17 protein-coding genes are annotated in these 22678 nt (G+C 71.0%); 5 read left to right on the plus strand and 12 right to left on the minus strand.

Annotation, left to right across the window (positions count from 1 at the left end):
- Window positions 1–169: 169 nt before the first annotated feature.
- The 3 genes from ACZ7NC_RS11185 to ACZ7NC_RS11195 all read left to right on the plus strand — a co-directional run bounded on the left by ACZ7NC_RS11185 (window position 170) and on the right by ACZ7NC_RS11195 (window position 6342).
- Window positions 170–2965 carry a lysylphosphatidylglycerol synthase transmembrane domain-containing protein gene (locus ACZ7NC_RS11185; protein ID WP_471486977.1) on the plus strand — a complete coding sequence of 932 codons (2796 nt, stop codon included), beginning with the start codon at window positions 170–172 and terminating at the stop codon, window positions 2963–2965.
- Window positions 2966–3112: 147 nt separating this feature from the next.
- Complete coding sequence (locus tag ACZ7NC_RS11190) at window positions 3113–4660, plus strand: alpha/beta fold hydrolase (protein WP_471486979.1); 1548 nt, start codon at window positions 3113–3115, stop codon at window positions 4658–4660.
- A 134-nt stretch (window positions 4661–4794) separates the two neighbouring features.
- Window positions 4795–6342, plus strand: coding sequence for an alpha/beta hydrolase (locus ACZ7NC_RS11195; RefSeq protein ID WP_471486981.1), 1548 nt, complete (start codon window positions 4795–4797; stop codon window positions 6340–6342).
- A gap of 68 nt (window positions 6343–6410) precedes the next feature.
- Here ACZ7NC_RS11195 and moeZ read toward each other — a convergent pair whose 3' ends face one another.
- The 12 genes from moeZ to ACZ7NC_RS11255 form a co-directional block, all read right to left on the minus strand.
- Entirely contained in the window at window positions 6411–7589 is a 1179-nt protein-coding gene (gene moeZ, locus ACZ7NC_RS11200) for an adenylyltransferase/sulfurtransferase MoeZ (protein ID WP_471486983.1), read from the minus strand.
- Between the two features lie 63 nt (window positions 7590–7652).
- Window positions 7653–8432, minus strand: a complete 780-nt coding sequence (locus ACZ7NC_RS11205; protein ID WP_471486985.1) for a spherulation-specific family 4 protein — start codon at window positions 8430–8432, stop codon at window positions 7653–7655.
- Window positions 8420–9448 carry an NAD-dependent epimerase/dehydratase family protein gene (locus ACZ7NC_RS11210; protein ID WP_471486987.1) on the minus strand — a complete coding sequence of 343 codons (1029 nt, stop codon included), beginning with the start codon at window positions 9446–9448 and terminating at the stop codon, window positions 8420–8422. Before ACZ7NC_RS11210 ends, ACZ7NC_RS11205 begins: the two co-directional genes overlap by 13 nt.
- A gap of 225 nt (window positions 9449–9673) precedes the next feature.
- Entirely contained in the window at window positions 9674–10996 is a 1323-nt protein-coding gene (locus ACZ7NC_RS11215; RefSeq protein WP_471486989.1) for a hypothetical protein, read from the minus strand.
- Window positions 10993–12723 (minus strand): DUF3492 domain-containing protein, encoded by a 1731-nt coding sequence (locus tag ACZ7NC_RS11220; RefSeq protein WP_471486991.1) that lies wholly within the window; start codon window positions 12721–12723, stop codon window positions 10993–10995. The genes ACZ7NC_RS11215 and ACZ7NC_RS11220 overlap by 4 nt, the downstream gene beginning before the upstream one ends.
- A 223-nt stretch (window positions 12724–12946) precedes the next feature.
- Window positions 12947–14566, minus strand: a complete 1620-nt coding sequence (locus ACZ7NC_RS11225; protein ID WP_471486993.1) for a dipeptide ABC transporter ATP-binding protein — start codon at window positions 14564–14566, stop codon at window positions 12947–12949.
- Window positions 14563–15552, minus strand: a complete 990-nt coding sequence (locus ACZ7NC_RS11230; RefSeq protein WP_471486994.1) for an ABC transporter permease — start codon at window positions 15550–15552, stop codon at window positions 14563–14565. The genes ACZ7NC_RS11225 and ACZ7NC_RS11230 overlap by 4 nt, the downstream gene beginning before the upstream one ends.
- Complete coding sequence (locus ACZ7NC_RS11235) at window positions 15549–16544, minus strand: ABC transporter permease (protein ID WP_471486996.1); 996 nt, start codon at window positions 16542–16544, stop codon at window positions 15549–15551. Before ACZ7NC_RS11235 ends, ACZ7NC_RS11230 begins: the two co-directional genes overlap by 4 nt.
- Before the next feature lie 4 nt (window positions 16545–16548).
- On the minus strand, window positions 16549–18267 hold the full coding sequence (locus tag ACZ7NC_RS11240) for an ABC transporter substrate-binding protein (protein ID WP_471486998.1): 1719 nt from the start codon (window positions 18265–18267) through the stop codon (window positions 16549–16551).
- Window positions 18268–18465: 198 nt separating this feature from the next.
- The gene (locus ACZ7NC_RS11245) at window positions 18466–18558 is read right to left on the minus strand and encodes an Ms4533A family Cys-rich leader peptide (RefSeq protein ID WP_471487000.1); all 93 of its coding nucleotides are present in this window, start codon (window positions 18556–18558) and stop codon (window positions 18466–18468) included.
- A 56-nt stretch (window positions 18559–18614) separates the two neighbouring features.
- Window positions 18615–20189: a DUF3152 domain-containing protein gene (locus tag ACZ7NC_RS11250; RefSeq protein ID WP_471487002.1), complete on the minus strand. Its 1575-nt coding sequence runs from the start codon at window positions 20187–20189 to the stop codon at window positions 18615–18617.
- 8 nt (window positions 20190–20197) lie between these two features.
- Window positions 20198–21226 (minus strand): alpha/beta fold hydrolase, encoded by a 1029-nt coding sequence (locus ACZ7NC_RS11255; RefSeq protein ID WP_471487003.1) that lies wholly within the window; start codon window positions 21224–21226, stop codon window positions 20198–20200.
- Between the two features lie 275 nt (window positions 21227–21501).
- Here ACZ7NC_RS11255 and ACZ7NC_RS11260 point away from each other — a divergent pair, with 275 nt between their 5' ends.
- Window positions 21502–21735, plus strand: coding sequence for a hypothetical protein (locus ACZ7NC_RS11260; protein WP_471487005.1), 234 nt, complete (start codon window positions 21502–21504; stop codon window positions 21733–21735).
- A gap of 207 nt (window positions 21736–21942) precedes the next feature.
- A complete protein-coding gene (locus ACZ7NC_RS11265; RefSeq protein ID WP_031479313.1) occupies window positions 21943–22584 on the plus strand; it encodes a TetR/AcrR family transcriptional regulator in 642 nt (213 codons plus the stop codon).
- Window positions 22585–22678 lie beyond the last annotated feature (94 nt).

Consider the following 22678-nt stretch of genomic DNA (forward strand, 5'->3'; position numbering starts at 1 on the left):
ACTCCACCGACAATGTGACGCGCTCGCCACTGTGCGTATCCCTCGCCCTGGGGCGGCGCTTCGGGCAGACTGTGCGCCCCCGCATTTGCACCCTGATGCCCCCGTGTGTCGGTGGAGCATGCCACCATCGTGCGGGCGGTGACTGGTGATACGAGATCAAGAAGAGACGATGAAGCAGCAGGGTGCGCACCCGGAGGATGCGGAGAGCACCTCTGACGCTTCGTCGCGCCCTGGCACCGTGAAGCCCGGCGAGAAGGACACCGCCGAGGGCGAAGGCGGCACGAAGCACGAGCTCAGGAAGGGCGCCGACCCTGGCGACGCGGGCCGCAAGGCCGTCGAGGGGAAGGCCGCGTACGACCTGGAACTCGACGAGGTGCACGTCGACGAGGTGGAGGGCGACGAACCGCTGCTCCCGGCGCGCGTGCACCGTCCCTCCGACCTGATGCGGCTCCTGGTGGGCGTGCTGGGCATCGCGCTGCTGCTCGCCATCGCCGCGTTCGCGCACGGGACCACCTCGGGCCTGGAGCAGGACATCAACAAGGGCACCGGCCAGGCGCCCGACCTGTTCAGCAAGATGGCCGGGCTGGTGTCCAGCATCGCGATCCTCCTGGTGCCGGTCGCCTTCGCGATCGAGCGGCTGATCAAGCGGGACGGCCTACGCATCGCCGACGGTGTCCTCGCGGCCGTCCTCGCGCACGGTGTGACACTCGCCACGGACCTGTGGGTCGCACGTGCCGCGCCGGACTCCATCCGGGACGCACTCACCCAGCCCTCCCCCGGCGACGTCGGCTCCCTCACCGACCCGGTGCACGGCTATCTGGCGCCGGTCATCGCGTACATGACGGCCGTGGGCATGTCCCGCAGACCCCGCTGGCGTGCGGTCCTGTGGGCGGTCCTGGTCCTGTACGCCTTCTCCATGCTGGTCACCGGCTACACCACGCCGTTCTCGATCCTTCTGACGCTGCTGATCGGCTGGACCGTCGCCTACGGCACGCTGTACGCGGTCGGCTCGCCCAATGTCCGTCCCACCGGACGGACGCTGATGGCGGGCCTCAGGCACGTCGGCTTCCGTCCGGTGAGCGCGGCCCGCGAGGAGGTCTCCGAGGAGAGCGGCGACCGCGGCCGGCGCTACTTCGTCACCCTGGAGGAGGGTTCTCCGCTCGATGTGACGGTGGTCGACCGGGAGCAGCAGGCACAGGGCTTCTTCTACCGCGCGTGGCGCAATCTGACGCTGCGCGGCTTCGCCACCCGCAGCAGCCTTCAGTCGCTGCGCCAGGCCCTGGAGCAGGAGGCGCTGCTCGCCTACGCGGCCATCGCGGCCGGCGCCAACGCGCCCAAGCTGATCGCCACCTCCGAGCTCGGCCCGGACGCGGTGATGCTGGTCTACGAGCACACCGGCGGCCACACCCTGGACTCGCTGTCGGACGAGGAGATCACCGACGAGCTGCTGAGCGGCACCTGGCGCCAGGTCAAGGCGTTGCAGTCGCGGCGCATCGCGCACCGCAGGCTGGTGGGTGACGCGATTCTGGTGGATCGTTCCGGCAAGGTGATCATCACCGATCTGCGCATAGGCGAGATCGCGGCCAACAGTCTGCTGCTGCGCATGGACATCTCCCAGCTGCTGGTGACGCTCGGCCTGCGCGTCGGCGCCGAGCGTGCGGTGGCCTCGGCGGTGAGTGTGCTCGGCCCCGACGCCGTGGCCGACTGCCTGCCGATGCTCCAGCCCATCGCGCTCAGCCGCTCCACCCGCGCGACGCTGCGCAGACTCGCGCGCGAGCGTGCCCAGCGCGAGCGCGAGGCGGTGCTGGAGGCGTCCCGGCACGCCAAGCACGCCCGTAGCGAGGAGGTCGCCGAGGACTCCGGGGCCGCACTCGACAAGCCGGACAAGAAGACCGTAAAGGCACAGGCGCGGGCCGAGAAGCGGGCCATCGACGACGCGCTGGAAGAGGCGCGCGAGGAGGATCTGCTCACACAGATCCGGCACGAGGTGCTGCGGATCAGGCCGCAGGCCCCGGTCGAGCCGGCCCGCCTGGAGCGGGTGCGGCCGCGCACGCTGATCAGCTTCATCGCCGGTGCCATCGGCGCGTACTTCCTGCTGACGCAGCTCACGCACATCGAGTTCGGCCCGCTCGTCGCCAACGCCCAGTGGGGGTGGGTGGCCGCGGCCGTGCTGTTCTCCGCGCTCAGCTACTTCGCCGCGGCGATGGCGCTGCTCGGGTTCGTGCCCGAGCGGGTGCCGTGGCGGCGGACCGTGGCGGCGCAGGTCGCCGGGTCGTTCGTGAAGATCGTCGCGCCGGCCGCGGTCGGGGGCGTCGCCCTCAACACCCGCTTCCTCCAGCGCGCGGGAGTGCGGCCCGGGCTCGCGGTGGCGAGCGTCGGCGCGTCGCAGCTGTTCGGGCTCGGCTGCCACATCCTGATGCTGCTGTCCTTCGGCTATCTGACCGGAACGGAGAAGACGCCGTCGCTGTCGCCGTCCCGGACCGTCATCGCGGGTCTGCTGACGGTGGCGGTGCTGGTCCTCGTGGTGACCTCGGTGCCGTTCCTGCGGAAATTCGTCGTCACGCGCGTGAGGTCGCTGTTCGCCGGTGTCGTGCCGCGCATGCTCGATGTGCTCCAGAGGCCGCAGAAGCTGGTCACCGGCATCGGCGGCATGCTGCTGCTGACGGCCTGCTTCGTGATGTGCCTGGACGCGTCGATCCGGGCGTTCGGCAGCGGGGGCACCTCGATCAGCATCGCCAGCGTGGCCGTGGTGTTCCTCGCGGGCAACGCGCTCGGCTCCGCGGCCCCGACCCCCGGCGGTGTGGGCGCCGTGGAGGCGACCCTGACCGTCGGTCTGATCGCCGTGGGCCTGCCCAGCGAGGTCGCCGCGCCCTCGGTGCTGCTGTTCCGGCTGCTGACGCTGTGGCTGCCGGTGCTGCCGGGCTGGCTGGCCTTCAACCACCTGACTCGCAAGGGCGCGCTGTAGCGCACGGGGGCGTACGCAAGACCGCGGGGCTTGCCGTACGAGGAGCGGGGCGCCGTACGTTGTAGGGGCACGGAAGGTGAGGCGCCGCCGTACCTCGTACGGACCGTGCCCCGAGCGCCCCACCACGCACGACCGCAGGATGGGACCATGCCGAAGCCTCCCCGGATGCGCGCAGCTGCCCTCACCGTCACCGCTCTGCTGCTGCCCTGTCTGCTGGTGGGTTGCAGCGACGACGACTCGGGGGACGAGGACCTGACGGCCCAGGAGCTGAGCTGGAAGGACTGCCCCGCCCCGTCCCAGGCGCAGGGTGGCGGGGGCAGCCCGTCCCCGCTGCCGGGCGACGGCACCTGGCAGTGCGCCACGATGAAGGCGCCCCGCGACTGGGACGAACCCAAAGGCGACACGATCGACATCGAGCTGATCCGGGTGAGGTCCAGCGGCGACGAGAGCCGGCGTATCGGCTCGCTGATCTTCAACTTCGGTGGGCCCGGTGCCTCGGGCGTCACCACGCTGCCCGCGTTCGGCGACCAGTACGAGAAGCTGCGCACCCGCTACGACCTGGTGAGCTTCGACCCGCGCGGGGTCGGCCGCAGCGAACCCGTGCTGTGCGAGAGCGACCAGCAGCTCGACGCCTACTTCCAGCAGGACACCACGCCGGACGACGCCGCCGAGCGGACGGAACTGCTGGACAACACCAAGAAGTTCAACGACGCGTGCGAGAAGAACTCCGAGGAGATGCTGCCGCATGTGCGCACCACCGACGCGGCTCGCGACATGGACCTGATGCGCCAGGTCCTCGGCGACGACAAACTCCACTACTTCGGCATCTCCTACGGCACGGAACTCGGCGGCGTCTACGCCCACTTGTTCCCCAAGAATGTGGGCCGGGCGGTCTTCGATGCGGTGGTCGACCCGACGCAGGACTCCGAGCAGGGCTCGCTCGGGCAGGTCAAGGGCTTTCAGCTGGCGCTCGACAACTTCGCCGAGGACTGCGTCTCCAAGGCCGAGGACTGCCCGATCGGCACCACCGCCCAGGACGTCGAGAACCGCATGGCGAAACTGCTGAAGGACCTCGACAGCAAGCCGATCCAGGGCGTTTTCCCGCGCGAGCTGACTCAGGGCGCCGCGCTCAACGGCATCGCGGAGGCGCTGTACTCGCAGGACCTCTGGCAATACCTCACCCAGGGCCTGGAACAGGCCTACGACGGTGACGGCAGCACTCTGATGCTGCTGTCCGACTCCCTGAACGGGCGCAGTGAGAACGGCGAGTACAGCAATATCACCGCCGCCAACATCTCGATCAACTGCGCCGACGACAAGCCGCGGTACACCCCCGAGGACGTGGAACGGAGGCTGCCCGAGTTCCGGGCCGCCTCGCCCCTGTTCGGCGACGCCTTCGCCTGGTCCATGCTCAGCTGCACCGACTGGCCCGTGGCGGGCGCCGCCGACCATCCCGACGTCAGCGCACCCGGCTCGGCGCCGATCCTCGTCGTGGGCAACACCGGCGACCCGGCCACGCCTTACGAGGGCGCGCGGCGGATGGTGGAGGCGCTCGGCGAAGGGGTCGGTGTCGAGCTGACGTACAAGGGGCAGGGGCACGGCGCGTACAACAGCACGAGCAAGTGTGTGCAGAACGCGGTGAACGGATATCTGCTGGACGGGAAGGTGCCGGCGGCAGGGTCGGTGTGCTCCTGAGACCACTCCGGTGAGCAGAAATCCGCAGGTCAGAGAGTTATCCACAGGCGGCGACGGTCGTTTCGTGATCCGCCTACTATGGCCTGACCGCCATCCGCGGCACGACGCGGGCGGCTTGCGAGGGGGGAAGCGACATGACGCGTTTTGTTCGGTGGACGGCCGTGGCGGCCGCCGCCGCGCTCTTGGCGACGGGGTGCAGTGGCGGCTCGTCGGACGACGCGGAGACCGGTGACAAAACGAGCGGGCCGAGCTCATCGACGGCCTCCGCCGACTCGGCGACCCCGCTGCCGTCCTCGCTGACCTCGCAGCAGCTCGACTGGGGGCGCTGCAAGGCCACCGAGGGCTCCCCCGCGCCTGGCGGCGAATGGCAGTGCGCGACGCTCAAAGCGCCGCTGGACTGGACGAAACCGGACGGCAGGACGATCGATCTCGCGATGATCCGCGCCAAGGCAACGGGTGACGACCGCATCGGTTCACTGCTGTTCAACTTCGGCGGCCCCGGCAGCTCCGGGGTGTCCACGATGCCGTGGTACGCCACCAGCGCGTCCCAACTGGGCGAGCGGTACGACCTGGTGAGCTGGGACCCGCGCGGGGTGGGCGCCAGTGAGGGCGTGCGCTGCCGCAGCGACAAGGAGATCCAGGAGTCCGAGTCCGTGGACATCACACCGGACACCGCGGCCGAGGAGACGGCGTACTTCCGGGACGCCGCCGCCTTCGGCAAGGGCTGCCAGAAGTCCCAAGGGCCGCTGATGGCGCATGTGTCGACCACCGACACCGCCCGCGACATGGACCTGATGCGCCAGATCCTCGGCGACACCGAGATGCACTACTTCGGCATCTCCTACGGCACGGAACTCGGCGGCGTCTACGCCCACTTGTTCCCCAGGAACGTGGGGCGCGTGATCCTGGACGCGGTCGTCGACCCCGGCGCCAACGCGGAAGGGCACGCCGAGAACCAGGCCAGGGGCTTCCAGCGGGCGCTGAACAACTACCTGAAGTCCACCGGCCAGGGCGCCGAAGAGGGCACACGGAAGATCGTGGACCTGCTGAAGCGGATCGACGCGAGCCCGCTGCCCGCGTCGTCCAGCCGGAAGCTCACGGAGACACTCGCGCTCACCGGGATCATCAGGCCGCTGTACAGCAAGGCGAGCTGGCCGACCCTGAACAGCGCCCTGGAGGCGGCCGAGCGGGGAGACGGCTCGGAACTGCTGGCGCTGGCCGACGAATACAACGATCGCGACGCGGCGGGGCACTACGGCACGGGGACCCATTCGCAACGGGTCATATCGTGCCTGGACGACAAGCAGCGGCCGACGGTCGAGGAGACGAAGGAGCTGCTGCCGCGGTTCGAGAAGGTCTCGCCCGTGTTCGGGCCCATGCTCGGCTGGGACACGGCCGGCTGGTGCCACGAGTGGCCGGTGGCCGGGCAGTACGACACCCCGGAGGTCAGTGCGCCCGGTGCGGCACCGATCCTGCTGGTCGGCAACACCGGCGACCCGGCGACGCCCTACGAGGGCACCCGGAGGATGGCGGACGAACTGGGCAAGAGCGTCGGCGTGATGCTCACCTGGAAGGGCGAGGGCCACTCCGCGTACGGGAAGGGAAGCGACTGCGTCGACTCCGCGGTGAACGCGTATCTGTTGCAAGGGACGGTGCCGAAGGACGGCAAGGTCTGCTCATGACGGCGGGGGCCTCGGGCACCCGTGGTGCGCGAGGCCCCCGCCGACCGGAGGACAGGACGAGCCGAGGCTCAGTACACCGGCTTGTCCGGCTCGATCTGGTTGACCCAGCCGATCACGCCGCCACCGACGTGGACCGCGTCGGAGAAGCCCGCGGACTTCAGGACGGCCAGGACTTCCGCACTGCGGACACCCGTCTTGCAGTGCAAGACGATCTTCTTGTCCTGCGGGAGGGTCTCCAGGGCGGTGCCCATGAGGAACTCGTTCTTCGGGACCAGCCGGGCGCCGGGGATCGAGACGATCTCGTACTCGTTGATCTCGCGGACGTCGATGATCTCGATGTTCTCGCCGTCGTCGATCCACTCCTTGAGCTGCTTCGGAGTGATCGTGGAGTCGGCGGCCGCCGCCTGGGCCTCCTCGGACACGACGCCGCAGAAGGCCTCGTAGTCGATGAGTTCGGTGACGGTCGGGTTCTCGCCGCAGACCGCGCAGTTCGGGTCCTTGCGGACCTTGACCTGGCGGTACTGCATCTCCAGGGCGTCGTAGATCATCAGCCGGCCGACCAGCGGCTCACCGGTTCCGGTGAGGACCTTGATGGCCTCGGTGACCTGGATGGAGCCGATGGACGCGCACAGCACACCGAGGACGCCGCCCTCGGCGCAGGAGGGGACCATGCCGGGGGGCGGGGGCTCCGGGTAGAGGCAGCGGTAGCAGGGACCGTGCTCGGACCAGAAGACGGAGGCCTGGCCGTCGAAGCGGTAGATCGAGCCCCACACGTACGGCTTGTTCAGCAGCACACAGGCGTCGTTGACCAGGTAACGGGTCGCGAAGTTGTCCGTGCCGTCGACGATCAGGTCGTACTGGCTGAAGATGTCCATCACGTTGTCGGCCTCGAGCCGCTCCTCGTGAAGGATCACGTTCACGTACGGGTTGATGCCGAGGACGGAGTCGCGCGCGGACTCGGCCTTGGAGCGGCCGATGTCGGCCTGGCTGTGGATGATCTGGCGCTGCAGGTTCGACTCGTCGACCTCGTCGAACTCCACGATGCCGAGCGTGCCGACGCCCGCGGCGGCCAGATACATCAGCGCCGGCGAGCCCAGGCCGCCGGCGCCCACACAGAGCACCTTGGCGTTCTTCAGCCGCTTCTGCCCGTCCATCCCCACATCGGGGATGATCAGGTGGCGGGAGTACCTGCGGACCTCGTCTACGGTGAGCTCGGGGGCCGGCTCGACCAGGGGTGGCAGCGACACGGGGACTCCGTTGGTCGGTCGATCACTACAGTTGTTCTCCTCGTAACAGTGCCATGGCCTTTTTCATTCCGAGACACCTGTTCCGATCCGCGAGACGATTTCGTCCCAGTAGCCGGGCACGGTCTCCCAGGGGTCGGCCCGGCCGCCACGGTCCGTGTGGTCGGTGAACCAGATCGTCGCGGCGCCCTGCCAGCGGGCGATGCGCAGTGCCTCGTCGAGGTGGCCGAGGGGCACTCCGTGGACGAAGTGGCAGAAGCGGTCGGGTGGATAGTCGGCCGTCCACTCCGCGACCTGCGACCAGCGGTAGTCGCTCCACGGCCCGGAGAAGGTGACGAGTTGGTCGGCGCACTCGGCGTAGCCGGGGTGCGGGTGGGTGCCGTGGCCCAGGACGATGTGGGCCTTGTCACTCAGTGCCCGGAGCGTGGTGATGGTGCGCAGGACTTCCGGCAGGGCGGTGCCGTCGGTCGGGCAGCGGTCCAGGAGGAAGCCGTCGACCCGGTACCAGTCGAAGTAACGGTGCGCCTTGGAGACCAGGTCACCGAAGACCCGGGCGCCGTGGGTCGTGCCGAGGTGGACCCTGTCGAGTCGGGCCGCGTCGAGGGTGCCGAGGACGCGGACTCCCGCGTTGCGCAGCCTTCCGACGGCTTCGAGGCAGTGAGGGTCGGGGCGGGTGCCGGGGCCGTCGGCGACGTTGAGGGCGACCCAGTGCAGGGGCGTGCCCGGGCGGGTGAGTTCGCTCCATTCGGTGGGGGCGAGGAGGGGGTGGGCGTAGCCGGGGACGCCGAGGCCGGTGCGGAGGTCGGTGCTCGATGCGGTGGGGGTGGTGCCGGTCAGATACGGCATGCCGCCTCCATCCAGATGTCGCCCAGTGACTCCTCGAGGTTGATCCGGGGCCGCCAGCCGAGACGGTCGCGTGCGGTGCGCACATCGGCCTGCTGCCAGCTGCCGCAGCCGTCCGGGTAGGCGATGGGGGCGGCGTGCGCCGCGTGTGTGGCGTGCACCGCGTGCGCCGCCGCGTGGACCGCATGAGCGGCATGGGTGGCATGGGTCGCATGGTCGGAGTCGGCGCGCGGGTGGCCGATGGAGGGCCGCAACGGGCCGGGCGGGCCGTCGAGTTCGTGCAGGGCGCCGCCGTAGCCGGCCACGCGGGCGAGGATGGCGGCGGCGTCGCGCAGGCGGACCGCGCGGCCGGAGCCGATGTTGATGACGCCCTGCGCTGCGGAGAGCGAGGCGGCGTGGACGGCGCGGGCCACGTCGCGGACGTCGACGAAGTCGCGCTGGGCGCCGAGGCCGGTGAGTTTGAGCTCGCCGTCGCCCGACTGCATGGCGCGGCGCATGGCCTCGGCGAGACGGCCGAGGGGGGAGCCGGCGGGGGTGCCGGGGCCTGCCGGTGAGAAGACGCGGAGGACCACGGCGTCCAGGCCGGAGCCCAGGACCAGTTCGGTGGCGGCGAGTTTGCTGACGCCGTACGGGCCGCCGGGGCGGGGGACGGCGTCCTCGGCCGTGGAGGAACCGGGCTGGCTCGGGCCGTATTCGGCGCCGCAGCCGATCTGGACGAGCCGGGCCCCGCAGCCGCTGCGGCGCAGGGCCTCGCAGACGGTGGCGACGGCGACCGTGTTGTGGCGGGTGAGTTCGCGGGCACCGCCCCTGGTGGCGCCGGCGCAGTTGATGACCACACCGGGGTGGACCGCGTCGAGGAAGCGGGTGAGGGCACCGGGGCTGCCGGACGCGAGGTCGAAGCGGACGTCGGCGTCGTCGCCTCGGCCCAGCGCGGTGAGTTGGACCGCGGGGTCGGCCAGGAGGCGGTCGGCTACGAAGCGGCCCAGGTAGCCGTTGGCTCCGATCAGCAGGACTCTCATCGGGCGGCTCCCGTTGCCGAGGGGTGGTCGGGTCGGGAGGTGATCATTTGGGGTCTCCTTCGACAGCTTCAGGCAGGAGGGTTTCAGCTGATTCATGGGGATGTGGAAGGTGCGCTCCTGCGGCGGCCCGCGCGCGTGAGCGGGAGTGCGGGTGGCGCCTGCGGGTGCGTTGTGGGTCGGGGCCGCACGGGAATGCGAGGCGGTGTGGGTGGTGGTGCCGCCGCGTCACCACGGCTGGTCCTGTGGGGTGTGGGCCGACGCCCTGGTCAGCGTGCGCATGGCGTGCAGGAGGAGCGTCAGAGCGCCTGCGCCGCAGGCGACTGTGGGGATTGCTACCGGGCCCCACACGTCGATCAGGGTCTCGACGGGGGTTCCCAGCCAGGTGCAGCCGGGGAGGCGGGCGGCGAAGAGGGTCGTCAGGGCCGTTACCTCGGCTGAGGCCGCTGCGGTGAGGACCAGGGCGGGGGCGTGGGTGAAGCCGTGGGTGGTCAGGAGGCGGGTGAGGAGCAGGAGGGCGCCCAGGGTGAGGGTCTGGGGGTAGGCGCCGGGCTCGTCGAGAGTGGTGGTGGTCAGGGTGAGGAGAGCCGTCAGGGCGGCCAGGTAGAGGGTGAGGGTGGCCAGGAGAAGGGGCTTCGCGGAGGTGGCGAAGTCCTTCAGGGCTCGGCTGGCCGAGAGTTTGCGGCGGGCCCGTACGGCGAGGAGGTGGGCGCACCAGGCCGCGGGGGCGCAGGAGAGGGCGAGGGCCAGGACCGGGGCGGTGGTGAGGGGCCAGGGGCCGTCGGCGGTGCCGTTGGGGAGGGCGTCGGGGCCTCCGGTGGCGGCCGCCTGGAGGAGGCCGTCGCCGAGGAGGGCGTAGGCGATGAGCCAGCAGATCCGGGTGGCGGTCGGGCGGGTGCCCTGCTTGGTGGCGAGGGGGCCTCGGGTCAGGGCCGCGCGCAGGGCGAGGGTCACAGCGAGGGCGCCGGCGGCAGCCGCGATCAGGCGGGGCCGGCCATGGGTGAGGTGCAGGCCTGCCACGGCCGCCGCACAGAGTGCACCGGGGAGGAGGGTGAGGACCATCCAGCCGGCTCGTGCGCGCAGTGGGGGGAGCGGTGGCGAGGCAGAGGGTGCTTCCCCGTCCCGGGGCGTACGGGCGTACATCTCCTCCGCGAGGGAGAAGACGTCCCGGTGCAGGAAGCGGGCCGCGGTGCGGTCGGTGACGCCGTGGGCTTCCAGGCCGGCCGCGATCTCCAGCGGGTCCACCGCGCGTTCGCACAGCTCGCGGTGGCGGTGCATCAGGGCCTTCACGGGGTCGGCGCCCGTGCGACGGGGGGAGGCCGACCGCGCACCCGTGCCGACCCAAGGGTCCCTCTCGCCCCGCGCACCCACATCGCCCCGCGCATCCGTGTCGGGCCGGGCAGCCGCATCGCCCCGCGCACCCGTCGCGCCCCCCGCACCCACGTCCGCCCCCGCCTCCCCGTCGGCCACCAACCACTCCCCCGACCGTGCATCCCACGCCCCCGCGCCACTCGGGGCTCCAGGCCGGTCCAGTCCTCCCAGGCCGGTCATCGTGCTCCCTCCGTTGCCGGGAGTGCGGTGGCGCGTACGGGGGTTTCCGGGAGGCGGGGCGGGGTGCTGCGGGTTACCAGGCGGGGCGTTCGGTCGGTCCAGCGGCCGGGGACGTGGGCCTCGGCCGGGACGGCGAAGGGCAGCGGGGCTCCGGAGTCGTCGAGGACGACTCGGCGGACCGGGGTGCGCGAGACGATCTCCAGGTAAATGCCGTGAAATGCTGCGACGTTCTGCTCGACGGTGAACAGTTCGAGCGCACGAGCACGCGCGGCCGCGCCCAGGCGCTCACGGCGCTCGGGGTCGCGCAACAGCGCCACGCACGCCTCCGCGAGCGCCCGCGGGTTGCGCGGCGGTACGACGAGACCGGTGCCGCCGATGACCTCCACCACCGCGCCGACGTCGGTGGACACCGTCGCGCGCCCGCAGAACATGGCCTCGACCAGTCCGATGGGGAAGCCTTCGACGACGCTGGACAGGACCGTTACGGCGCCCGAGGCGTACGCGTCGACGAGGGTCGGGATCTCGGGGCCGCCGATCTCCTCGAAGGAGACCGGGTTGTCGCCGACCCGGTGCGGGCCCTCCGCCTCGTCGGGGAAGAGCTGCGCCGCCAGCGCCTTGCAGTGACCGAGGTAGGCGGCACCCTCGGGACCCTCGGCACCCTCGGGACCGAAGGGCGTGCCGACGATCCGCAGGCGTGTCTTCGGCTCCTCCTTGCGGATCTCGGCGAAGGCGTGCAGCAGCGACACCAGGTCCTTGGTCGGTTCGACGCGGCCGACCCAGACCAGCGTGTCCGGGTCCGCGCACTCCGGGCTCTCGCCGACCTCCGCGAAACGGGTGGCGTCCATGCCGGGGTAGACCGTGCGGAGCTTCTCGCGGTCGGCGCCGCAGCGCTCCTGCCAGCGGCGGGCGTGGCCGTTGCCGGGGGTGACGAGGGCGGCCCTGGTGTAGCTCTCGGCGGCGAGCCTGCCATGGAAGGCGGCGAGCAGGGAGCGTACGGCGGGTGAGGCGGCGTCGGGGGCGGCCAGGTAGTGCGTGCGGAGCCGGACGCCGTACTCGGTCAGCAGGAGCGGTACGCCGTGGAAGTGGTGGGCGAGCAGGGCGGGCAGGGCCGCGGGGCCGCCGGAGGTCGCGTGGCACAGGTCGGCCGAGCCCAGGCCGTCGTCGCCGTACCAGTCGAGTGAGAGGGGGCGCAGGGCGCGTTCCAGGTGGGCGGCCACGGTCAGCAGATCGGGTACGCGCGCCTCGCGCGCCGGCCGCAGGGCGCCCCGCGCCCGGCAGGCGCGTTCCAGGGTGCGCACGGCGGCCTCGGAGCGGAGCGCTCCCACCAATCCGCCCTCGTCGCGGGCGAGTTCGGCAAGTCCGTACAGCCCGTTGGCGAAACGGTCCGCCTCAGCGGCCGACGCCCCCTCGGGACCATCGGAGACCTCTCGGGTGCCACCGGCACAGAGCACGGTCACCAACTCGCCGTAACAGTCGGCGAACCGCCGGCGCGCGCGCCGCCCGTACACCACCCCGTCATCCTCGGCGCTCCACACAGGTGCCGTACGCACGCGGCTGACCTGTGGCGGCAGCGGGACCCAGCCTTCGTCCTCCTGGCGCTCGCTGCGGCTGAGCGCGTAGATGTCGAACTCGTGCTGTCCCAGCCCGCGCACGAGCCGGTCGCACCAGAGCCTGGCGTCACCGCTCACATACGGATAGCCACCCTCTGCAATCAGTCCGATGCGCACGAGTACACCCCCGATCTCCCGTAAGGGGAGCCGCCGTTCCCGCGGCGGCTCGCAGCGGGACGAACGTATGCGGACAAGGCGGTGGTGCGACGGACGGTTGTCCGTCGCACCACCAAAAGGGGTGAACGGTCGTAACTTTCCCGTGCAGGTCGCGTTCCGTCGCGCTAAGAGATCAAACGCGCACGGATCGTCACACCTGAACTGCCGTAACGGGACGGGCCGGTCACACCGCGGCCAACTCCCGTCGTGCGGCCCGCCGCTGGGCGGCGATCCGCGGATCGAGTGCCGGTACGGCGGCCAGGAGTTGCTTGGTGTACGGGTCCCGCGGGTTGTCGTAGACCTCGTCGGCGGGGCCCTCTTCCACGATCCGCCCGCGCCGCATCACCGCGACCCGGTCGCTGACCTGGCGTACGACGGCCAGGTCGTGCGCGACGAAGACGAGCGCGAGGCCGAGTTCCCGCTGCAACTCGCCCAGCAAGGCCACGACCTGGGCCTGGGTGGTGACGTCGAGCGCGGAGACGGGTTCGTCGCAGACGATGACGCGCGGGTCCGACGCGAGCGCCCGCGCGATGCCCACGCGCTGGCGCTGGCCGCCGCTGAACTCGTGCGGGTAGCGGTCGTAGTGCGCCGCTTCGAGCCCCACCCGCTCCAGCAGTTCCCGCACCCGCTCCCGTATGCGCCCCTCGTGCCGCTCACCACGCGCGCGAAGCGGATCGGCGATCGACTCCCCCACGGTGCGGCGCGGGTTGAGGGAGGCGACCGGGTCCTGGAAGACCATCTGCACGGCCGGTTGCACGCCCACGCGCGCGTGTCCGTCGTACCGGATCTCCCCCGCCGTCGGCTCCAGGAGACCGACCAGCATCCGGCCCAGGGTCGTCTTGCCGCTGCCGCTCTCCCCCACGATGCCGAGGGTCTCCCCACGGTGGACGGTCAGCGCCACGTCGTCCACGGCCGTGAAGGCCCGCTTGCCGCGCCCGAACTCGCGCCGCAGGCCCTTCGCCTCGACAACGACGTCCTCGGAGACTTCCGAGCGGACCCGCGGCGCGTCCACGCGCGGGACCGCGCCGAGCAGTTCGCGCGTGTACGGCTGCTCGGGGGCGCCCAGTACGTCGGCGACCGGGCCGTGTTCCACCGACCGCCCGTGTCGCATCACGAGCACCTCGTCGACGCTCTCGGCGGCGACGCCGACGTCGTGCGTGACGAGCAGGAGGCCCATGCCGGTCTCCTCGCGGAGCGTGTGCAGCAGGTCGAGGATCTGGGCCTGGACGGTCACGTCGAGCGCCGTCGTCGGCTCGTCGGCGATCAGCAGGTCGGGCTCGCAGGCCAGCGCCACGGCGATGAGGGCGCGCTGGCGCATGCCGCCGCTGAACTCGTGCGGCCGGGACCGGGATCGCCGTACCGGGTCCGGAATGCCGACCCGGTCCAGCACCTCGACCGCACGCGCGCGTGCCGCTCGTCGCGAGGCACGCGTGTGCACGCGGTACACCTCGGCGATCTGGTCGCCGATGGCGTAGTAGGGGTCCAGGGACGACAGCGGGTCCTGGAAGACCATGGCGGCCTTCCCTCCCCTCAGCCGCCGCAGTTCCTCGTCGGACGCCTCCGGTACGTCGACGCCGGCGACCTCGATCGAGCCGCCGACCCGCGCGCCCGTGCCGCGGTGCAGCCCGAGCAGGGCCGAGGCGACCGTCGACTTGCCGGAGCCGGACTCGCCGACGAGGGCGAGGGCGGCGCCGCGCTCCAGCCGGAAGGTGAGGTCGTCGACGGCGCGCAGGTCGCCGAAGTCGACCGTCAGGCCGCTCACTTCGACGAGGCCGCGCGCGGGAGCCTTCTCGATGTCGCTCATGCCAGCACCACCCGTCGGTCGGCCACCGCGTACAGCACGTCCGCGACGGCGTTGGCGACGACCACGAAGAAACCGATGACCAGGACCATGCCGACGACCACCGGGAGATCGACCACCTTGACGGCGTGGACCAGTTCCTGTCCGATGCCGGGCAGGCCGAAGAGCGTCTCGGTGAGCACCGCGCCGCCGACCGCGCCGCCGAAGTTGTTGGCGTTGAGCGCGATGACCGGCGCGAGGGCCCCGCGCAGCGCGTGCCGCCCGATGACGGACCGCTCGCCGACGCCGTAGGCCCGGAACGTCCGGATGTGGTCCTCGGCCAGCGTCTCCAGCATCGCCGCCCGGGTCAGCCGGGCGAAGGCGGCGGCCTCGATCAGGGCGAGCGAGAGCCAGGGCAGCAGCAGGTTCCACGCCCACTGTTCGGGATCGTCGGTGAAGGCGACGTACTGCGGGAACGGCAGCAGTTGCAGCTGCCCGCAGACGACGATCATCAGGACCAGGCCGATGACGAAGACCGGCGTGGCCACGCCCGCGAGCGTGACGCCGGTCAGCAGCCGCTCGGTGAGACGGCCGCGTCGCCATGCGGACAGGACGCCGGTGCCGACACCGAGGATCAGCCACAGCACCATCGCGCCGAACACGAGCGACAGGCTGACCGGTAGCTTCGCCAGGATCAGCTCGGTGACCTGCTGGTCGCTCTGGTACGACAGCCCGAGGCAGGGTGCCGAGCAGTGCTGGACGGACGTGCCCGTCGAGTAGTCCTGGCCGGCGACGAGGCCCACGAGGAAGTGCCAGTAGCGCGTGTACAGCGGGTCGTTCAGATGCAGTTGCTCGGCGACCTGCTGGACCTGGGCCGGCGAGCAGCGCGGGCCGCAGGTGATCTGGGCGACGTTGCCGGGGGTGACGTAGAAGACGACGTAGACGATCACCGAGATGGCGAACAGGGTGACGACGGCGCCCAGCACGCGACGCACGAGGAAGCCGCTCATGCCTTGGCCTCCCTCTTGCGGCCGGTGCCGACGCGCAGCCGGGACGCCGCGCGCGGGTCCAGTGCCGTGCGCACGCCGTCGCCGAGGACGGTCAGGGCGAGGACGGTCACGAAGAGCGCGCCCGCGGGCAGCAGCAGGTACTGCGGGGCCGCCTGGTACCAGACGTCGGCGGCGGTGAGCATCTGTCCCCAGGACGGCGTCGGCGGCTTCACGCCGACGCCCAGGAAGGACAGGGCGGCCTCGACGGTGATGTTGGCCGGGACGAGCAGCGCCGCGTAGGTGATGACCGGCGCGGCGATGCCGGGCAGCAGCTCACGGCGGGCGATCCGCCAGGTGCCCCAACCGCTGAGCCGCGCGGCGGAGACGTAGTCGAGCCCTCTCAGGGTGAGCGTCTGGGCGCGCACGATCTTCGCGATGTTGCCCCATGCGATCAGACCGATCACCAGGGCGACCAGCACGGGCCGCGGGAAGCTCGACGGCACGATCGCGAGCAGCGCCAACGCCATGATCATCAGCGGCATCGCGACGATGACGTCGGTGAAGCGGCTCAGCAACTGGTCGACCCAGCGGCTGCCCAGCGCGGCCGCGAGGCCCACCGCGACGCCGATGGCGACCTGGACGACGGTCGCGGCCAGCGCGACCCCGAGGGAGACCCGGGCGCCGTACACCAGCCGCGCGAACAGATCCCGCCCGGTCTGCGGTTCGACGCCGAGCCAGTGCTCGGCGCCGACCCCGCCGAAAGACCCGACGGGCACGCCGCCGCGCGCGGAGTCGACCAGCGACGGGTGGTAGGTGGTCGGCTCCTGGCCCTCGATCGCGGTGAGCAGCGGTGCGGCCAGTGCGACCAGGACGAGCAGCGCGACGACGACCGCCGCGACGAGGGCGGCGCGCTGCGTCCGCAGCCGCCGCCAGAACTGACGGGCCCCCGAGGCCCCCGGGGCGGACACCCCGGGAGCCCCGGCAGCCTCGGTGGCGAGAACTGCCTCACTCACGGCGCTACTTCACCGCGACCTGGGAGATGTCCAGAACGCCGGTCCAGTCGCTGATCACGACGTTCCTGACGTCCTCGCCGTAGAGCCGCTTGTAGACGGGGTGGAACAGCGGCACGGTCAGCGCCTGCTCACCGATCTTCTTGTCCAGCGCACCCCACCGCGCGGCGGCGGCGTCCAGATCCGTCAACTTGTTGATCGCGTCGATCTCGGAGTTGACCGACTTGTCGTCGAGCAGGCCGGTGTTGAAGTTCGCGCCGTCCTTGACGATCTGCCGGCCGTCGAAGATCGGGGCGAGGAAGGGACCGCCGGAGGGCCAGTCGGCACCCCAGTGCGCGAGGAAGAAGCCGGGCTCGGTCTTCACGTTGTGGATCTTGTCGGAGTAGTCGTTCTCCTCCAGACCCTGGAGCTTGACGGTGATGCCGGCCTTCTTCAGCGCGTCCTGGATCGCGGTCGCGATCTCGGGGCTGGTCTCGAAGTCCTTGGCGTTGGAGTGGGTCAGGGTGACGGTCAGCCCGTTCGCGTGACCGGCCTCCTTCAGCAGCTCCTTGGCCTTGGCCGGGTCACCGGCCGTGCCCGCCGGGAAGTGGTCGTACGGCGTGTAGCCGAAGGACTTCTGGTTCGGCAGGAAGGTGGTGGCGGGCTCGGCGAGCGCGGAGCCACCCGCGGCGTTGACCACGGACGACCGGTCGATGGCGTACGAGATCGCCTGCCGCACCTTGACGTTGTCGAACGGCTTGGTCTTCGGGTTGAACGCGATGTAGTTGGTGTAGCCGAAGTGACCGGTGCCCACGCGAGCGGCCAGCTCCTTGTCACCGGTCACCTTGGCCAGCTCGGCCGGGCCGAGGTTGGTGTCCGTGGTGACCGCGGCGGCGTCCGCGCCCTGGGACGAGGACAGCCGCTGGTTGATCACGGACGAGTCGAGCCCGGAGCGTACGTCGATCCTGTCGGGGTAGGCCTTGCGCTCGGCGTCCGTCGAGGCGGACCAGTGGGTGTTGCGCTCCAGGACGAGGTGCTCACCGTCGTTCTCGTTCGTCACCACCTTGTACGGCCCCGACGAGACCGGATGCTGCTCGTACTTGGTGCCGGTGTCCCTGGCCTTCGGGACCGGGGTGAACTGCGTCTGCGTGGCGAGGTACGGGAACTCGCCCTCGGGCTTGTTCAGATGGAAGACGATGGTCCGCTCATCCGGCGTCTCGATCGCCGACAGGCCCTTCTTGTCCTTGTACGGCCCCTGGTAGTCGGCCGCGCCGACCAGCCAGTCCCGCAGGTAGGGGGCGCCCCCGGACAGCTCGGGCGCGAAGGAACGCTCGATGCCGTACTTGATGTCCGCCGCGGCGATCGGGGTGCCGTCCTCGTACTTCAGGCCCTCCTTGAGGGTGTACGTCCACACGGTCGCGTCCTTGTTCGGGCGCCCGGTGTCGGTGGCGAGGTCGGGGACGACCTTGGCACCGGCCTCGCCGTTCTCTCGGTTGCGGGTGGTGAGGGTGCGAAAGACGAGGGAGGGCACGTTTCCGCCGCCGGAGGTGTACAGACGGGCGGGGTCGAAGTCCTGCTGCGGGTTGGAGTTCAGGACGGTGAGCGTGCCGCCCTTGTGGGGCTTGGAGGCGCCGCCGGCAGTCTTGGCATCGTTGTCCTCAGGGCCGCAGGCGGCGGCGCCCGCTGCCACGACCAGGCTGACGGATGCCGCGGCCACGCGGCGCGCTATGACGGACGGTTGACGCATCGGAGACGACCTCTCGGATTGATGGATCTCGCATCGGCATATCGAATGGCGAGACAGAGTGACGCGGAGTGAGACGGGAGCGAGCAGACGTCTGCCCCGGCGCCGGGTCGTCGGACACCCGTGACCGCATCACGGGACACCGGAGTCACATGATCACGGGAGGGAAAGAGAGCGCGACGCGAACGCCAAGGGCGAGCGTCAGCGACAGTGAATGTCGGCCACGCACAGAGCGGTCACACCGATGAGCGCCAGCTCGATGGCGGCGCGAGGGGAGGTGTGACGGGTCGACATGTGCAGAAATATGGATGATCTCGCTGCACATGTCAATGTGACATATGAGTCACCCGTCAACTGCCGGGAAAAGCCCAGGCGTTGGGCCGGCAGTGGATCCCGTCGTGGTCGAGGAACTTGGTCTGCTGCTGCATGACCGGAGCGAGCTCGCCGTCCTTGTCGCAGGTCACATGGGAGAAGCCGAGCCGGTGACCGACCTCGTGGTTGATCAGCATCTGTCGGTACTCATGTATTCGGTCGCCGAACGTCTTCGATCCCTGCGCCCATCTGTACGCGTTGATCATCACCCGCTCGGTGGCGGCGGAGTCGCACGAGACGTTGTCGACGGTGGTGTCCAGACCGGACTTGGCACACCAGTCGGCCGTCGTTCCGGGACTGGCCAGCGTGATCACGAAGTCGGGTTTGCCGGTGTAGATGCGCTCGAAGGCACGGGCGCCGTTGTGGGCCCAGCTCCGGTCGTCGTTGAGCGTCTTCTGCACGGCCTGCGCGAACAGCTCGCCGTCCAGCCCTAGCCCCTGCTCCACATCCACGCGATAGGTGAACTTCTGCCCCTTGCCGGGCGCCTTGTCGATCCCCTGGACCGCGTCGAACTTCCCCGAGCCCTTGAGGGTGGCGCCCAGCGGATACGTCACGGCCATCTTCTGGTCGTACGTCAGCGGCGCCGCGCCCTGCCCACCGGACGGCGTCAGCCGCCCGTCGCCGCGCGTGGCCGAGTCCCGGGCGTCCCGCGCCCGATCGGTGGCGGACTGCGGCTGTACGTCGCTGTCGTCCCGCCCGTTCGCGACCTGACCGGCGACGACGACGGCCAGCACGGTGACGACGGCGGCAGCGGCGATACCGGTGAAGGCCCGCCCCTTGCCGCCCTGCGCCGCCGCGGGCTCGCCGGTCGGCGGGGCGTCATCGTCGTCGGGGTCGGTGCCGACACCGATCCTGGTGTCCCAGTCGCTGACGGCGGCGTACCCGTCGGAGGCGTGCGCGGTCTCGGACGTACGGGGCGCGAAGACGTCGACGTCCTCGTCGAAGGCGTCGACGTAATCCTGCCGGGGCGCCTGCCGGGGGCGCGGCAGGGGAACGCCGGTCGCCGGAGGGGCACCGACTGCGGCCGCCCCCCTCAACTCACCCCAGCCACCGCCGGGTTCGCGCTGCTCGGGGTGAGTACCTCGGGCTTGGGGGGTGCCGCGGGCTGGCGTGCCGTCGGGAAGCCGGGGGAAGCCGTGGGCGGGGGTACCGTCGGACAACTTCGGGATGCCGCGCGCGGGCGTGCCATCCGGCAACCTCGGAATCCCGCGCGCGGGCGTCCCGTCGGGGAAGCCCCGCCCCCCGTACGCCGCCGGCCCGCCCGTCGGTCCGCCCGCCGGCATCCCCTGCCGCACGGGCGCCGGACCGGGAACCCGACGGCCACCGGGCCCGCCGGACTGCGGCCAGCCGCCCTGGCCCGGCCCCGGAGCCGCACCCGGTCGCGCGGCCGGAACCCTGCCGGTCCCAGGCCCAGACCCAGGCCCCGGGCCCGGCGCGGACGGACCCCGCTGGGCCGTGCCCGGCTCCGGTTGTGCTTCTCGGGAGCCCTGTCGTGCGGTTGTGTCCGCGGCGTCGCGCTTGGCGGCCGATCCGCGGCGGCTGTGGCGTCCCACGTCGCGCCTCAGCTCCCCGCGTTCTCGGTCACGGCCCCGGGACCGGCGCCGCCGGTCCCGGCCTCCGGCCGCCCGCTCTCCCACTCCCCCGCCTCCGCGAGGAGTTCACGGAAGGCGCGGGCGACGATCTCCGGATACTCCATCATCGCGACATGCCCGGCCTCCGGCAGGCTCAGCAGGCGGGAGTCACGGAAGGTGCGCGCGGCCCTCTGGCACATGCGGTAACCCACGAGCTGATCCCGGCCGCCGTAGACCAGCAGCGTCGGCGCCAGCACCCGCTCGGCCTGGCGCCACAGCGCGTGCTGGCCGCCCAGCGTATAGGCGTTGACCAGCCCGCGCGCGGAACGCGTCAACGCATCCCAGAAGTACGGCAGTTGGAGTCGCCGCTCCATCTCCTCGACCGCGTTGCTGAAGCCCTCCGGCGTCACCCGCCCGGGGTCGCCGTAGCACAGGTGCATCACGCCGCGGACGCGCTGCTCCGCCGTCCAGCCCCTGCTGAACCGGGTGAACAGCGCGGTCGCTCCGGGCACCGCGAGCAGCGCGGTGGGTACGGCGGTGCGCTGCACGCGGATCTCGGGCAGCGCGGGCGACACGAGGGTGAGCGTACGGACGAGGTCGGGACGCACCGCGGCGACGCGGGTGGTGACCGCGCCGCCGAGCGAATTGCCGAAGAGGTGGACAGGGCCGCGCTCGGAGGCGTCGAGATAGCGAATCACCGCGCGTGCGTGCGCGGTGATCGAGTAGTTGCCGTCGTCTGGCGGTGGTGAGTCACCGAAGCCCGGCAGGTCGACCGCCTCGCCGTCGACCTGGTCCTCCAGCTGCTGCATCAGCGCCGACCAGTTCTGCGAGGAGCCGCCGAGCCCATGGACGTAGAGCGCGGGCGGCAGGCCCTCGCGCGCGGGCGGTCTCGAACGCACCGACAGCGTGATCCCCGGCAGTCCGACCGAACGCAGCCGCTCACCCTCGGCGACCCTGACGGTCGCCACCTTGGGGAGCGCGCTGGCGGCCGGCGCGGACGGGAACTCGGTCGAAGACATGCGGCAATGTTACGAGACGATCACGTAGTGGTTCATGTGTTCGCCGTCACAAGTGGACACGTACATGGCAGCCGGCGACCCGGGAAACCCGCCCCTGCGCACCGCCCTCACAGAAGCCGCCCGGGACACGCCCGAATCGCCCGCAGATCCCCCGCGGATCGCATAGCGTCCGGATCCGGTGTCTCCTAGGCTCGTACGCAGGGCACCCGGATGTGGACCCCTGCTTCACCCAGGGACGTTGTCCCCCCGGGGACGTTCTAGGAAGGGAGCCCGTCATGGCCGTCGATCCGACCGACCCCGACACGTTCGTGGACGACGACACCGACGAGTCCGAGGAGTTCGAGGAGTTCGACGTCGAGGCACCCCCGGCCGACGCGGCCGAGCAGCACGCCGACGTCAAGCCCGACCGGGACGACCCGCTGACCGGCGTGGACCCGGACCGCGCCAGCGAGGCCGATCTGATCGAGCAGGCACGCGTCGTCTCCATCGACGAGGACGACTACCGGTGACACCGACGCACGCGTGAGGCTGTTGAGCAGGACAGAGCCGAAAAGAGGGCGACTCTTGCCCGTTCCATCCAGGTTTCAAACCTTCTGCGCGACTTTCGTCACCGTCCGGTCCGTGAAATTCTGCGCTCGCACCGCGCACACCAGGGTTACCGAAAAGTACGATGGCGTCGCGGCGCACACCGCATGTGGACGACATTGGGAGGCGGCGTGACAGCCATCGAGCAGACAGAGGCGGCACGCCCGCGGGGCACCCGCCTGCCGCGCCGTGCCCGACGGAACCAGTTGCTGGGCGCCGCCCAGGAAGTATTCGTCGCGCAGGGTTACCACGCGGCCGCGATGGACGACATCGCCGAGCGCGCCGGCGTCAGCAAGCCGGTGCTCTACCAGCACTTCCCGGGCAAGCTCGACCTCTATCTCGCGCTGCTGGACCAGCACTGCGAATCCCTGATCCAGGCCGTACGGAACGCGCTCGCGTCGACGACCGACAACAAGCAGCGCGTACGCGCGACGATGGACGCGTACTTCGCGTACGTCGAGGACGACGGTGGCGCCTTCCGCCTGGTCTTCGAGTCGGACCTGACGAACGAGCCGGCCGTCCGCGAGCGCGTCGACAAGGTCACGAACGAGTGCGCCGAGGCGATCTGCGACGTCATCGCCGAGGACACCGGCCTCTCGCGCGCGGAGTCGATGCTGCTCGCCTCCGGCCTCGGCGGCCTCGCCCAGGTCGTGGCCCGCTCCTGGCTGCACAGCGACCGCAGCGTCCCGCGCGACCAGGCGGTCCAGCTGCTGACATCACTGGCATGGCGCGGTATCGCGGGCTTCCCGCTGCACGGCAGCGAGCACCACTGACGCTCGCTCACCCCTGGGGGACGTTTGTTCCCGCCCGCTGTTCGCTGTTGGCGTTCTTGGGCGGAGCGTGTACGTCCCCTCACCGGGCTAATGT

Source organism: Streptomyces sp. NPDC111802 (assembly GCF_055634335.1).

Excerpts from the sequence above, each read along its gene's own strand:
- ACZ7NC_RS11185 (WP_471486977.1), top strand. The coding sequence starts at position 170 with ATGAAGCAGCAGGGTGCGCACCCGGAGGATGCGGAGAGCACCTCTGAC.
- ACZ7NC_RS11190 (WP_471486979.1), top strand. The coding sequence starts at position 3,113 with ATGCCGAAGCCTCCCCGGATGCGCGCAGCTGCCCTCACCGTCACCGCT.
- ACZ7NC_RS11195 (WP_471486981.1), top strand. The coding sequence starts at position 4,795 with ATGACGCGTTTTGTTCGGTGGACGGCCGTGGCGGCCGCCGCCGCGCTC.
- ACZ7NC_RS11205 (WP_471486985.1), bottom strand. The coding sequence starts at position 8,432 with ATGCCGTATCTGACCGGCACCACCCCCACCGCATCGAGCACCGACCTC.
- ACZ7NC_RS11210 (WP_471486987.1), bottom strand. The coding sequence starts at position 9,448 with ATGAGAGTCCTGCTGATCGGAGCCAACGGCTACCTGGGCCGCTTCGTA.
- ACZ7NC_RS11215 (WP_471486989.1), bottom strand. The coding sequence starts at position 10,996 with ATGACCGGCCTGGGAGGACTGGACCGGCCTGGAGCCCCGAGTGGCGCG.
- ACZ7NC_RS11225 (WP_471486993.1), bottom strand. The coding sequence starts at position 14,566 with ATGAGCGACATCGAGAAGGCTCCCGCGCGCGGCCTCGTCGAAGTGAGC.
- ACZ7NC_RS11230 (WP_471486994.1), bottom strand. The coding sequence starts at position 15,552 with ATGAGCGGCTTCCTCGTGCGTCGCGTGCTGGGCGCCGTCGTCACCCTG.
- ACZ7NC_RS11240 (WP_471486998.1), bottom strand. The coding sequence starts at position 18,267 with ATGCGTCAACCGTCCGTCATAGCGCGCCGCGTGGCCGCGGCATCCGTC.
- ACZ7NC_RS11245 (WP_471487000.1), bottom strand. The coding sequence starts at position 18,558 with ATGTCGACCCGTCACACCTCCCCTCGCGCCGCCATCGAGCTGGCGCTC.
- ACZ7NC_RS11255 (WP_471487003.1), bottom strand. The coding sequence starts at position 21,226 with ATGTCTTCGACCGAGTTCCCGTCCGCGCCGGCCGCCAGCGCGCTCCCC.
- ACZ7NC_RS11260 (WP_471487005.1), top strand. The coding sequence starts at position 21,502 with ATGGCCGTCGATCCGACCGACCCCGACACGTTCGTGGACGACGACACC.